Here is a 13,027-nt window from a genome sequence, read left to right as displayed (position 1 = left end):
CATCAGCTACCTTTCCACCAAACGTTTGTTAGGTAGGAAGGTAGCAGCCGATGAAGCTGGACGGGAAGGTCGCCGCAGTCACCGGCGGCACCCGGGGAGTGGGCGCCGGGATCGCACGCTCCCTCGCGCGCGCCGGCGCCGAGGTCGTCGTCTGCGCCCGCCGGCCCCCCGACACCCCGGTTCCCGGAGCCCGCTTCGCGCCGCTCGACGTACGGGACGCCGACGCCGTGCACACCTTCTTCGCCGGGCTGCCCCGGCTCGACGTCCTCGTCAACAACGCGGGAGGCGCCCCCTACCGGCCGCTCGCCGAGGCCGACGCGCACCGCCACGCGCGCGTGATCGAACTCAACCTCCTCGCCCCGCTCACGGTGTCCCTCGCCGCCCACGACCACCTCAGGCGTGCGCGGGGCTCCATCCTGATGATCGGCAGCGTCAGCGGCAGCCGCCCCTCACCCGGCACCGCCGCCTACGGCGCCGCCAAGGCAGGCCTGGAACACCTCGCACGGTCCATGGCCGTCGAATGGGCGCCGGAGATCCGCGTGAACACCCTGGTCGTCGGCATGGTCCACACCGAACGCACCCACCTCCACTACGGCGACGACGACGGCGTCGAGGCCGTCGCCCGCACCGTCCCCCTGGGCCGCCTCGCCCTCCCCGACGACGTCGGCGACGCGGCCGCCTTCCTCGCCTCCGACGCGGCCGCCTACATCAGCGGAGCGAGCCTGCTCCTGCACGGCGGAGGCGAACTGCCCGCCTTCATCGACGCCGCGACCGCCAACAAGAAGACCTGAGACGCCCGGGACGACCTGAAGGACTGGCAGACGCCAGAGACGCCAGAGACGTGAGAGGAGAACCGCGATGAGCGGAATCTGCGACGGACGGGTCGTCGTCGTCACCGGCGCCGGACGCGGCCTCGGGCGCGCCCACGCCCTCGCCTTCGCCGCCGAGGGCGCCCGGGTCGTCGTCAACGACCTCGGCGTCGGACTCGACGGCGTCCCCGGCCCCGACAGCCCCGCCCGGCAGGTCGCCGACGAGATCCGCGCGGCCGGCGGCACCGCCCTCGCCCACGGCGGCGACATCGCCACCCCCCAGGGCGCCGCGTCCCTCGTGACGACCGCCCTGGAGACGTACGGCCGGCTCGACACCCTCGTCAACAACGCCGGCTTCCTGCGCGACCGCATGCTCGTCAACCTCGACGAGGACGACTGGGACGCCGTCCTGCGCGTCCACCTCAAGGGCCACTTCCTCACCCTCAAACACGCCGCCTCGCACTGGCGCGCCGAGGCCAAGGCAGGCCGCACACCCACCGCCCGCGTCGTCAACACCGCGAGCGGAGCGGGACTGCTCGGCTCCCTCGGACAGGGCAACTACAGCGCCGCGAAAGCCGGCATCGTCGGCCTCACGCTCGTCGCGGCCGCCGAACTCGCCCGCTACGGCGTCCAGGTCAACGCGATCGCGCCCGCCGCCCGCACCCGCATGACGGAACACACCTTCGCCGCCACCATGGCCGCCCCCGAGACCGGCTTCGACGCCATGGCCCCCGGCAACGTCTCCCCGCTGGTCGTCTGGCTCGGCTCCACCGCCAGTGAAGGCGTCACCGGACGCGTCTTCGAGACGGAGGGCGGCCGGATCACCGTCATGGAAGGCTGGCGGCCCGGCCCGACAGCGGACACCGGAAGACGCCGCAGCCCCGCCGAGGCGGGAGAGACCGCACGCAAGCTCCTCGCGGAAGCGGAACCACCGGGACGCGTCTACGGCGCGTGACACCCGCACCGCCGCACGGGCCCGTGCCCCTCCGCCACCGCACCACACCTCACGTGTCGCACTCCAGCACCGTCCCGCACAACCCGCAGCGGGCCCGGACCCGCCCCCTGACCGGAACCCGAATCCGCTGCCGACAGGTAGGACAGGGGAACATCACCCGCAACGGCCCCTGCGGATCGTGCACGAACACATACGGGGCGCCCGCGTCCCCCGACCCCGCCCGCACCCCCTGCGCGTGCCGCCGGTCACGCGCGTAACGCCGCCGGCCCGCCCACCCCGCCGCCGTCAGCGGCGGCTGCCGCTCGTCGAACCGGGCCCGCTCCAGACCCCGCCCGTACGCCTCGTACGCCTGCGCACTCGTGAACCACACCGACGGATCCTCACCGAACACCAGCGACCGCTTCGCCAGCACGTACCCGAACTCCTCCGGCGTCAGATACCCCAGCTTCTGCGACGACGCCCCGTCCACCCGGTACGCGTCCAGCAGCAGCCAGCCCGCCCCCAGATACGTCGTCGCCGTGTCCGTCAGAATCTCGTCGTCCCGCGTCCCCGCGAACGACAACCCCACCCGGTGCAGGTAGACATGCATGATCTCGTGTGCCAGCGCCGCACCGATGTCCCGACGATGCGTCCGGAAACGGTCGTTCAGCTCGACGAAGTACTCCGGCCCCGCCGCGAGCTCGATGTGCGCCGCATGCTCCATCTCCCGGAACGCCACCACCATCCGCGCGTCCGGCAACCGGTAGTGCCGCACCAGCTCCCGGGCCACCCGCTGCGCCCCCAGATGCAGATCATCGGTGTCGCAGAACGCCACGTCGGCCGGGGCCACACTCGTCGCGAACTGGTGGATCGTGTCGTACGACAACCGCTTGTACAGCGCCGTCAGCGCCGCCCGCACCGTCTCCAGATGCGGGTAACCGTGCTCGACCGGCCCGCCGTTCGCCACGCCGCACCCCCAACACGCCGAGGACCCCATTCCACTGTACGGGCAGCCCGCAATGCCTGTCGGGACATGCCCTAGGGTGATCGCCCATGACCACCAGCAACACCCACGCGCCCGGCGCCGGCGACGTCGACCCCGCCGTCCGCGAGGAGCTCGCCCGGCTGCGCGACAGCATCGACAACATCGATGCGGCCGTCGTGCACATGCTCGCCGAACGCTTCAAAGCCACCCAGCAGGTCGGCCACCTCAAGGCCCGCCACCAGCTCCCGCCCGCCGACCAGGCCCGTGAGGCCCGCCAGATCGCCCGGCTGCGGACCCTCGCCGAGAGCGCCAAGCTCGACCCCGCGTTCGCCGAGAAATTCCTCAACTTCATCATCGCCGAGGTCATCCGCCACCACGAGCGCATCGCCGAGGACACCGCGGCGCCCCCACGCGACTGACCCGAACCGGCCCGCACCCCACAAGCCGAGGCCGCACCACCGATGCGGCAGCACCGGGACCGCAGCACCGGGACCGCGCACCCGATGCCGCACCGGCGCGCACCGGCACACCGCACGGCCGCCGCCGACGCCCACGACAGGCATGTGACCGGCACATGCCCGGCACCTGCCCGGCGCGGAATCGCCACAGGACCGGCGCTCCGGCGCGAGAAGGGACATAGGGCGCGTACCGATCCGCCCCTGTGCCCGGCCAGCGGCATCAGGCAGCATGTCGTGCATGTCCGTACTGACGCGCGACGAAGCGCAGAACCGTGCCAAGCTCATCGACGTCCTCCGCTACACCATCGAGCTCGACCTGACGACCGGCGACGAGACCTTCGAGTCCAGCACCGTCATCCGGTTCGTCGCGCGCACCCACGGGGACACCTTCGTCGAGATCAGGCCCGCCGCACTGCACTCCGTCACCCTCGACGGCGAGCCCGTCGACCCCGACACGCTCGACGACAACCGGCTCCCCCTGACCGGCCTCACCGCCGGCGAGCACGAACTGCGCGTCCGCGCCGGTATGCGCTACTCCCGCACCGGCGAGGGCATGCACCGCTTCACCGACCCCACCGACGGCGAGACCTACCTCTACACCCAGCTGTTCATGGAAGACGTCCAGCGCGTCTTCGCCGCCTTCGACCAGCCCGACCTCAAATCGGTCTTCGAGCTCACCGTCCAGGCCCCCCAAGGCTGGACCGTCCTCGCCAACGGCATCACCGAACACCTCGGCGACGGCCGCTGGCAGGCCGCCCCCACCCCCCTGATCTCCACCTACCTCGTCGCCGTCGCCGCCGGCCCCTGGCACTCCGTACGCACCGAACACCGCGGACTGCCCTTCGGCCTCCACTGCCGCCGCTCCCTGGCCCCCTACCTCGACGCCGACGCCGACGAACTCCTCGACATCACCCGCGCGTGCTACGACCGCTACCACGAGAAGTTCGAGGAGCCCTACCCCTTCGACTCCTACGACCAGGCGTTCGTCCCCGAGTTCAACGCCGGCGCCATGGAGAACCCCGGCCTCGTCACCTTCCGCGACGAATTCGTCTACCGCTCCGCCGTCACCGACACCGAACGCCAGACCCGCGCCATGGTCATCGCCCACGAGATGGCCCACATGTGGTTCGGCGACCTCGTCACCCTCCAGTGGTGGGACGACATCTGGCTCAACGAGTCCTTCGCCGAGTACATGGGCTACCAGACCCTCACCGAAGCCACCCGCTTCCACGGCACCTGGACCGAGTTCGGCGTCGTCCGCAAACCCTGGGGCTACGACGCCGACCAACGCCCCTCCACCCACCCCGTCGCCCCCGAGAACGTCGACGACACCGCCTCCGCACTCCTCAACTTCGACGGCATCTCCTACGCCAAGGGCGCCTCCGCACTGCGCCAGCTCGTCACCTGGCTCGGCGAGAAGGACTTCCTCGCCGGCATCAACACCCACTTCGCCCGACACCGCTTCGCCAACGCCACCCTCGCCGACTTCATCGACTCCCTCGCCGCCCACACCGACCGCGACGTCCACGCCTGGGCCGACGCCTGGCTGCGCACCACCGGAGTGGACACCCTCCTCCCCACCGTCAGCGGCTCCAACGGCGACCACACCCTGACCGTCGACCACCAGGGCAGCCGCCCCCACCGAGTCGGCGTCGGCCTCTACGACCTCGACCTCGCCGACGAGGACCGCCACCTCACCCTGCGCCGACGCCTCGAGATCGACATCCCGCAGAGCACTCCCGCACCCCTGGGCAAACGCCCCGCCCTGGTCCTCCTCAACGACGGCGACCTCACCTACGCCAAGGTCCGCTTCGACCCCGGATCCTTCGACACCGTCCGCGCCCGCCTCAGCGGCCTCCCCGACCCCCTCACCCGGGCCGTCGTCTGGAACGCCCTGCGCGACGCCGTCCGCGACGGCGAACTCGCCCCCGCCGCCTACCTCGAGACCGCCCGCGCCCACCTCCCGTACGAGACCGACCTCGCCCTCGTCCAGGGCGTCCTCACCTTCGCCTCCACCCAGGCCGCCGACCGCTACGCCACCCCCGAACAGCGCCCCGCCGCCCTCGCCGCCCTCTCCGCGCTCTGCCGCGACCTCATCCGCCGCACCGAGGACGGCGACCACCCCAGCCTGCGCCTCATCGCCGTACGCCACTTCATCGCCGTCGCCGCCCACCCCGAGACCATCGCCGCCTGGCTCGCCGACGGCACCGTCCCCGGCGGCCCCGAACTCGACCCCGACCTGCGCTGGCGCGTCCTCGCCCGGCTCGCCGTCCTCGGCGCCGTCGACGACGCCGACATCACCGCCGAACTCGACCGCGACCCCTCCGCCACCGGCCGGGAAGGCGCCGCCCGCTGCCGCGCAGCCCTGCCCGACGCCGAGGCCAAACGCACCGCCTGGGTCGCCATGTTCGAGGACGACGACCTCTCCAACTACCTCTTCACCGCCACCGCCCAGGGCTTCTGGCAGCCCGAACAGGCCGACCTCGTCGCCGACTACGTCCCCCGCTTCTACCAGGACGCCGTCGCCCTCGCCGCCCGCCGCGGCCCCGCCATCGCCGAGGCCGCCGGCCGCTGGGCCTTCCCCGGCCACGCCGTCGACCCCGACACCCTGCGCCTCGGCGAACAGTGCCTCGCCGACGCCCACCCCATCCCCGCCCTGCGCCGCAAACTCGTCGACCAACTCGACGACCTCACCCGCGCGTTGCGCGTACGCGAAGCCCGCCAGGCCTGACACTCCGGCCACGGCCCCCGTAGGGCCCCGCACGCCCCGGTCGGCGTGCGGGGCCCTACGGCCGCCGAGCCTCAACCCGGCCCGCCGCAAAGCCCCTTCGCGCGGCCCCGACCGCCGGTCACCGAGCGTCCCGGCACCCGGAGGACCCGGCTCCGCCACGGTGAAGCCCAGCCGCTGGAGGAAACGTTCCCCCGGCACCCCACCCGCACAACCCCACCCGCACAACCCCATCCGTGCGCACCGCGCCGAAATACCCACTTTCGGGTTCCTGTCGCCGGGCTTTCCGGGCGCGTCGCCGCCCCACCCGACAAGCTGGACCTCCCCGCTGCGGGCATCCGCCCCCGGCCCCGGAGGAACCCCCGTGAGCATGCCGCCCCTCGCCTCAGGCCCCGAAGGCTCCGACGCCCTGCGCCCCCTGCTGGCGACCGTCCTCGACGCGCTCGACGCCGGCGCACGCTCACGCGGAGGACCACTGCCCGCAGGCGGACCGCACACGGTGGCCGCACACGTCCGTGAGGCCCTCGGCGAGCCACTGCCCGAAGACGGCGACCCCGACGCCCTGCACACCCTCGTCCGCACCCTCGCCGCAGGCGCCGCCGACCCCGCCCACCCCCTCTGCGCCGCCCACCTGCACTGCCCGCCCCTCGCCGTCGCCACCGCCGCCGACCTCGCCGTCTCCGCCCTCAACCCCTCCCTCGACTCCTGGGACCAGGCCCCCGCCGCCTCGGAACTGGAAACCCTGCTCACCCAAGCCCTCGCCGCGGAGATCTACGGCCACCCGAACCCGGCACCCCCCACGGGCCCCACGCCCGCGCCCAAGGGCCCCACACCCACCCCCAACGACCTCACGGCGCCCACCACCCGCCGCCGGCCCGCCACCGTCCCCACGCCCCCCGCCGACGCCCTCGTCACCACCGGCGGCACCGAAGCCAACCACCTCGCCCTGCTCCTCGCCCGGGAAACACACGGACCCGCCCTCCGGCTCGTCTGCGGCGCCAACGCCCACCACTCCCTGCCCCGCGCCGCCTGGCTCCTCGGCCTCCCCGAACCCGTCATCCTCCCCACCCCCACCGGCGTCCTCGACCCCGCCACCCTCCACCACACCCTCACCACCCGACCCGGCCCCCACCTCGTCGCCGCCACCGCCGGCACCACCGACGCCGGACTCATCGACCCCCTCCCCGCCCTCGCCGCCCTCTGCCACACCCACGGCGCCCGCCTCCACATCGACGCCGCCTACGGGGGCGGCCTCCTCTTCAGCGACCGGCGCCGCCCCCTCCTCACCGGCCTCGAAGCAGCCCACACCGTCACCCTCGACCTCCACAAACTCGGCTGGCAACCCGTCGCCGCCGGACTCCTCGCCGTCCGCGACCCCCACGACCTCACCGCCCTCCACCACCACGCCGACTACCTCAACGCCGACGACGACACCGAAGCAGGCCTCCCCGACCTCCTCGGCCGCTCCCTGCGCACCACCCGCCGCCCCGACGCCCTCAAGATCGCCGTCACCCTCAAAACCCTCGGCCGCAGCGGCCTCGGCGCCCTCGTGGACCGGGTCTGCGACCACGCCCGGCAACTCGCCGACCTCATCACCGCCCACCCCGGCCTCGAGCTCCACGCCCCACCCACCCTCAGCACCGTCCTCTTCCGGCCCGCACACGCCACCGACAACGCCGTCGCCGACATCCGCCGCCGCCTCCTCATCCACGGCCACGCCGTCCTCGGCCGGGCCCGCCTCGACGGCCGGCTCTGGCTCAAGACCACCCTCCTCAACCCCCACACCCGGCCCGCCGACCTCACCGCCCTCCTGCGACTGGTGGAAGGAAACACCCCCGCATGAACACGCCCCACCCCGACGCCGACACCCCCCGCGACCTCGTCGGCATCGGCGTCGGCCCCAGCAACCTCTCCCTCGCCGCCCTCGCCCACCCCCTCGCCGAAATCGACGCCGTCTTCTACGAACAACGCCCCCGCTTCGACTGGCACCCCGGCCTCCTCCTCGACGGCGCCCGCATCCAGGTCCCCTTCCTCGCCGACCTCGTCACCCTCGCCGACCCCACCAGCCCCTGGACCTTCCTCAACTACCTCAAAACCCACCACCGCCTCTACCCCTTCTATTTCGCCGAGCGCTTCCACATCCAACGCGCCGAATACGACGCCTACTGCCGATGGGTCGCCGACCAACTCCCCGGACTCCATTTCCGCCACCAGGTCGACTCCGTCCGCTGGAACCCCGAACGCGACGTCTTCGAAGTCGACTACACCCAACTCGACACAGCCGGCGAAGCCGAAGCCCTCGGCCGCACCCACACCCGCAACGTCGTCATCGGCATCGGCACCACACCCCACATCCCCGACCCCCTGCGTCCCCTCGCCGACGCCCCCGGCGTCCCCGTCCTGCACGCCGACGACTACCTCACCCACCGCGACACCCTCCTCACCGCCGGCCACATCACCGTCGTCGGATCAGGACAGTCCGGCGCCGAAGTCTTCCTCGACCTCCTCCGCCACCGCCCCACCGGCCACGAACGACTCCACTGGATCGGCCGCACCGAAGCGTTCGCCCCCATGGAGTACTCCAAACTCGGCCTCGAACACTTCACCCCCGACTACACCCGCTACTTCCACGCCCTCCCCGAAAACGTCCGCGACCGCCTGCTCGCCGGCCAATGGCAACTCCACAAAGGCATCGACGCCGACACCCTCGCCGCCATCCACGACGAGCTCTACCGCCGCACCCTCCACGGCGGCTGGCCCGACACCGTCCTCACCCCCGGCGTGACCGTCCGCACCGCCGGCCGTATCTCCACCACCCAGATCGAACTTCACCTCGAACACACCCAGCAGAACACCCGCAGCCGCCTCACCACCGACGCCGTCATCCTCGCCACCGGCCACCGCGAACACACCCTCGACCGCATCCTCGCCGGCCTCGACCCCTACATCCGCCGCGACAACAGCGAACGCCCCCGCATCGACGCCCACTTCCGCCTCGTCCTCGACCCCTCCATCACCGCCACCGGCTGCAACGTCCACGTCCAGAACGCCGAACGCCACACCCACGGCGTAGGCGCGCCCGACCTCGGCCTCGCCGCCTGGCGCAGCGCCACCATCCTCAACGCCCTCACCGAAAAGGAGACCTACCCCCTGCCGACCCGGACCGCCTTCACCACCTTCGGACTCGAACAACCCCAACCCTCACCCCGCGTCCCCACCGCCCGCCAAGCACCCACCCTCACCCCCCTCGTCGACCGACGCTAGACACCACCAGCACACGAAGAAGGGCGGTGCGCACACGGTGACCCACCGGGCCACCGCACGACACACCGCCCCAGGGAACCAGGGAACTCAAAAACCCCTAGAACACCGGCGTACCGTCACGCGTCAGCTTCCAGTCCACCGACGCGAAGTCCTTCGGGTCCAGCACACCCTTCGCCGTCACCCACTCCGAGATCCGCGTACGGATCTCCGTCGACTCCGACCACAGCTCCTGCGCCGACGCCACATGCGGGAACGCGCCACCGCCATTGGCCCGGTAGTTGTTCACCGCCAGCACGAACTGCTGCGCGTCGTCCAACGCCGCCCCGTTGTACGTGAGGTTCCTGATCCGCGAACCCGCCGCCTGCGCGATGTCGATGTCGTACGACAGACCCGACACATAGTCGTAGTTGTAGTCCGGACGCCCCGCCGCGTTCGTCAGCTTCTCCGTGTCGACCACCGCACCCGCCGCCGTCCGCACGAAGTACTCCGCCGAGTACTCCAGGTACGCCCGCACCTGCGCACCCGTCATCAACTTCGCCACCAGCGTGTTGTCGTACACATACAGACTCGACAGATCCCGGATCGTCACCTGCCCCGCCGGGATCTCCGATGTCCGGGAGAACGGCGACGCCTGCGCGATCACCGGCAGCGACGCATACGACGTCCCCGCCAACGCCGCCTTGACGACGTCCTCCTGCACCTTCGTGATCAGATCGATGATCGGCGCGTCCTTGAACCGCGCCTCCACCGTCGTCAACGTCTCCGTCGCCGAACCCACCACCTGGTTGACGTACGCCACGACCTTCGCGTGCTCGTCACCCAGCAACTTCGTGATCTTCGGGTCGTCCGCGACCGAGTTGGAGTTCAGCACCTTCGAAGACACCGACTCGACCGACCACCGCCCCTTCTCGAACACCAGCTCCACATCGAACACCGACAGCCGCTCCGCGTACGCCAACGGCTCCGACAGCACGACCGTCTTCCCGGTCTTCGCGTTGACGACCTTCAGCTCCGGAATCTCCACATGCGCGTGACCCACCAGCACCGCGTCGATGTCCGGCACCTGCTGCGCCACCAACGCCGCCGAGTTCTCCACATACGGCAGCTGGTCACCGTACGACGACGTACCCGACGAACCCGAGTGCGCCGACACGATCACCACATCAGCACCCAGCGACTTCAGCTTCGGCACCCACTTCGCCGCCTGCTCCTCCAGACCCGGGAACGCCAGCTTCCCCTGCACATACGCCTTGTCCCAGATCGCGATACCCGGGTTCGTCAGGCCCAGCACCGCCACCTTCACCGGCGGCGCGCCCTTCACGCAGAACGTCTTGATCACATACGGCTGGAACGCCGGCCGCAGCGTCTTCGCGTCCACCGCGTTCGCCCCCAGCAACGGGAACCGCAACTGCGACTCGAACTTCCGCAGCGTCTCGATGCCGTAGTTGAACTCGTGGTTGCCCAGCGCCGCCGCGTCGTACCCGATCGCGTTCATCGCCTGCGCCATCGGATGCACCGGACCGCCCTTGGCGGTGATCGGGTCCACCTTCGCGTAGTAGTACGTCAGCGGAGTGCCCTGGATCGTGTCACCCGCGTCCAGCAGCAGCGTGTTCTCCCGCCCCTTCTCCGCACGGATCCCGTTCACCAGCGTCGAGATCCGCGCCAGCCCCTGCGCGTTGCCGGCCGCGTCCTTGTACTCCGCGTCCTTGAAGTAGTCCCAGTTGAAGACGTGACCGTGCAGGTCCGTCGTACCCATCACGGTCAGCGCGTACCGCTTCGGCTGCTTGACCGGCTTCCCCGGCAGCTTCGCCGCCGCGGCCTGCGCCGACGGAGCCGCCACAGCTCCCGCGATCGCCACCCCCGCCCCGGTCACGGCGGACTTCTTCAGGAACTTCCGGCGGTTCAACGACATGACTCGTGCTCCTCGGGGATGGCGGACGACGCGCGTAGACCAACGCGCGTAGATTGTGCACCGCCCACCACCGACCGCAACAGGTCACGGAGGTTTCGATCTGATGACCGGAACCCTCCCCCCACCCACCGAAACGGCAAAGCCGGGACAACCTGGGACGTACGACTTCCCCACCCACCCCCCCGACGACCTCACCCGCCGCGACATCACTGCCCTCGACCTCCTCGAGTCCTGCGGCGACTCCGTCGAACCCCAGTGCATCCACGTCCGCGCCGAAGACGCCGCACGCTTCACGGTGAATCCACCACGCCGGTGAATTCACCCGTTCGGGGAATTCACCTACAAGAGGAAATAATCCCCACGGAAAACAACCCGCGCTCAGAAGAGCGGCACCCCGCACACTTTAGAAGTTGTCAACAACCCTTCACCCAAAGGTTGTTGAGCAGTCACGTGCCCCCAATTCGCTACCCACCGGTAAGACATAAGCTCGAAACATGCGCCGAGCAAAAATCGTCTGCACCCTGGGCCCCGCAACCGACTCCTACGACCAGCTCAAAGCCCTCGTAGAAGCCGGAATGGACGTCGCCCGCTTCAACCTCAGCCACGGCACCCACGCCGAACACGAGGAGCGCTACCGCCACGTCCGCAAAGCCGCCGACGAAACCGGCCACAGCGTCGGCACCCTCGCCGACCTCCAAGGCCCGAAGATCCGCCTCGGCCACTTCGCCCAAGGACCCGTACTCCTCGAACGCGAAGACACCTTCACCATCACCGTCGAAGAAGGCATCGCAGGCGACACCACCCACTGCGGCACCACTCACGCAGGCCTCGCCGACGACGTCACCCCCGGCGAACGCATCCTCGTCGACGACGGCAAAGTCACCCTCGAAGTCACCCACGTCGACGGCCCCCGCGTCCACACCCGCGTCGTCGAAGGCGGCGTCATCTCCGACCACAAAGGCCTCAACCTCCCCGGCATCGCCGTCTCCGTCCCCGCCCTCTCCAAAAAAGACGAAGACGACCTGCGCTGGGCGCTGCGCACCGGCTTCGACGTCATCGCCCTCTCCTTCGTCCGCAGCGGCCGCGACATCCTCGACGTCCACCGCATCATGGACGAGGAAGGCCGCCGGCTCCCCGTCATCGCCAAGGTGGAGAAGCCCCAGGCCGTCGAGAACATCGACGAGATCGTGGCCGCCTTCGACGGCGTCATGGTCGCTCGCGGCGACCTCGGCGTCGAAATGCCACTCGAACAGGTCCCCATCGTCCAGAAACGCGCCATCAAACTCGCCAAGCGCAACGCCAAACCGGTCATCGTCGCCACCCAGATGCTCGACTCCATGATCGAGCACTCCCGCCCCACCCGCGCCGAAGCCAGCGACGTCGCCAACGCCGTCCTCGACGGCACCGACGCCGTCATGCTCTCCGGCGAGACCAGCGTCGGCAAACACGCCGTCCAGACCGTCCGCACCATGGCCAAGATCGTCACAGCGGCGGAGGAGGACCTTCTCGCCAAGGGCCTGCCCGAGTTGACGGAGAACAACAAACCCCGCACCCAGGGCGGAGCCGTCGCCCGCGCCGCCGCCGAGATCGGCGACTTTCTCGGCGCGAAGTTCCTCGTCGCCTTCACCCAGAGCGGCGACACCGTCCGCCGCCTCTCCCGCTACCGCTCCCCGATCCCCGTCCTCGCCTTCACCCCGGAACCGGCGACCCGCTCCCAACTGAGCCTGACCTGGGGCGTGGAGACGTTCCTCGGCCCTGCGGTCGCCTCCACGGACGCGATGGTCGACCAGGTCGACGAACTGCTGCTGCGGTACGGCCGCTGCGAGAAGGGCGACGTGGTCGTGATCACGGCAGGTTCCCCGCCCGGCGTCGCGGGCTCCACGAACCTGGTCCGAGTCCACCACATCGGCGAGGACGACAGCCCGAGGTAGGGCTCG

At 70.7% G+C, this 13,027-nt stretch carries 10 protein-coding genes; 8 read left to right on the top strand and 2 right to left on the bottom strand.

The window, feature by feature from the left end:
• Positions 1 to 50: 50 nt before the first annotated feature.
• Both QF032_RS10830 and QF032_RS10825 read left to right on the top strand, forming a co-directional pair.
• A complete protein-coding gene (locus QF032_RS10830; protein ID WP_307055905.1) occupies positions 51 to 791 on the top strand; it encodes an SDR family oxidoreductase in 741 nt (246 codons plus the stop codon).
• 67 nt (positions 792 to 858) lie between these two features.
• Positions 859 to 1,764, top strand: coding sequence for an SDR family oxidoreductase (locus tag QF032_RS10825; protein WP_307041892.1), 906 nt, complete (start codon positions 859 to 861; stop codon positions 1,762 to 1,764).
• Positions 1,765 to 1,813: 49 nt separating this feature from the next.
• Here QF032_RS10825 and QF032_RS10820 read toward each other — a convergent pair whose 3' ends face one another.
• Positions 1,814 to 2,710, bottom strand: coding sequence for a hypothetical protein (locus QF032_RS10820; protein WP_307055903.1), 897 nt, complete (start codon positions 2,708 to 2,710; stop codon positions 1,814 to 1,816).
• 86 nt (positions 2,711 to 2,796) lie between these two features.
• On the opposite strand from QF032_RS10820, the gene QF032_RS10815 reads away from it, so the two are divergent.
• From QF032_RS10815 to QF032_RS10800, 4 genes are all read left to right on the top strand, one after another.
• A complete protein-coding gene (locus tag QF032_RS10815; protein ID WP_306953238.1) occupies positions 2,797 to 3,147 on the top strand; it encodes a chorismate mutase in 351 nt (116 codons plus the stop codon).
• A 277-nt stretch (positions 3,148 to 3,424) separates the two neighbouring features.
• Positions 3,425 to 5,917 (top strand): aminopeptidase N, encoded by a 2,493-nt coding sequence (gene pepN / locus QF032_RS10810; protein WP_307041888.1) that lies wholly within the window; start codon positions 3,425 to 3,427, stop codon positions 5,915 to 5,917.
• A 367-nt stretch (positions 5,918 to 6,284) separates the two neighbouring features.
• On the top strand, positions 6,285 to 7,757 hold the full coding sequence (locus QF032_RS10805; RefSeq protein ID WP_307060213.1) for a pyridoxal phosphate-dependent decarboxylase family protein: 1,473 nt from the start codon (positions 6,285 to 6,287) through the stop codon (positions 7,755 to 7,757).
• Positions 7,754 to 9,178 carry a lysine N(6)-hydroxylase/L-ornithine N(5)-oxygenase family protein gene (locus tag QF032_RS10800; protein WP_307041886.1) on the top strand — a complete coding sequence of 475 codons (1,425 nt, stop codon included), beginning with the start codon at positions 7,754 to 7,756 and terminating at the stop codon, positions 9,176 to 9,178. The genes QF032_RS10805 and QF032_RS10800 overlap by 4 nt, the downstream gene beginning before the upstream one ends.
• Before the next feature lie 97 nt (positions 9,179 to 9,275).
• On the opposite strand, the gene QF032_RS10795 is transcribed toward QF032_RS10800, so the two are convergent.
• Complete coding sequence (locus QF032_RS10795; RefSeq protein WP_307041883.1) at positions 9,276 to 11,090, bottom strand: bifunctional metallophosphatase/5'-nucleotidase; 1,815 nt, start codon at positions 11,088 to 11,090, stop codon at positions 9,276 to 9,278.
• A gap of 103 nt (positions 11,091 to 11,193) precedes the next feature.
• Here QF032_RS10795 and QF032_RS10790 point away from each other — a divergent pair, with 103 nt between their 5' ends.
• The gene (locus tag QF032_RS10790; protein WP_307055901.1) at positions 11,194 to 11,406 is read left to right on the top strand and encodes a hypothetical protein; all 213 of its coding nucleotides are present in this window, start codon (positions 11,194 to 11,196) and stop codon (positions 11,404 to 11,406) included.
• Between the two features lie 178 nt (positions 11,407 to 11,584).
• Positions 11,585 to 13,021, top strand: a complete 1,437-nt coding sequence (pyk, locus tag QF032_RS10785; RefSeq protein WP_307055899.1) for a pyruvate kinase — start codon at positions 11,585 to 11,587, stop codon at positions 13,019 to 13,021.
• Positions 13,022 to 13,027: the final 6 nt, after the last annotated feature.

The organism is Streptomyces achromogenes (assembly GCF_030816715.1).
In the GTDB taxonomy this organism is placed as follows: Bacteria; Actinomycetota; Actinomycetes; order Streptomycetales; family Streptomycetaceae; genus Streptomyces; species Streptomyces achromogenes_A.
Note: the sequence above shows the minus strand (reverse complement) of the source record. Positions and strands in the feature narration are given on the sequence as shown.

Coding starts and splice junctions, on each gene's coding strand:
- QF032_RS10830 (WP_307055905.1), top strand. CDS start 51: ATGAAGCTGGACGGGAAGGTCGCCGCAGTCACCGGCGGCACCCGGGGA.
- QF032_RS10825 (WP_307041892.1), top strand. CDS start 859: ATGAGCGGAATCTGCGACGGACGGGTCGTCGTCGTCACCGGCGCCGGA.
- QF032_RS10815 (WP_306953238.1), top strand. CDS start 2,797: ATGACCACCAGCAACACCCACGCGCCCGGCGCCGGCGACGTCGACCCC.
- pepN (WP_307041888.1), top strand. CDS start 3,425: ATGTCCGTACTGACGCGCGACGAAGCGCAGAACCGTGCCAAGCTCATC.
- QF032_RS10805 (WP_307060213.1), top strand. CDS start 6,285: ATGCCGCCCCTCGCCTCAGGCCCCGAAGGCTCCGACGCCCTGCGCCCC.
- QF032_RS10800 (WP_307041886.1), top strand. CDS start 7,754: ATGAACACGCCCCACCCCGACGCCGACACCCCCCGCGACCTCGTCGGC.
- QF032_RS10795 (WP_307041883.1), bottom strand. CDS start 11,090: ATGTCGTTGAACCGCCGGAAGTTCCTGAAGAAGTCCGCCGTGACCGGG.
- QF032_RS10790 (WP_307055901.1), top strand. CDS start 11,194: ATGACCGGAACCCTCCCCCCACCCACCGAAACGGCAAAGCCGGGACAA.
- pyk (WP_307055899.1), top strand. CDS start 11,585: ATGCGCCGAGCAAAAATCGTCTGCACCCTGGGCCCCGCAACCGACTCC.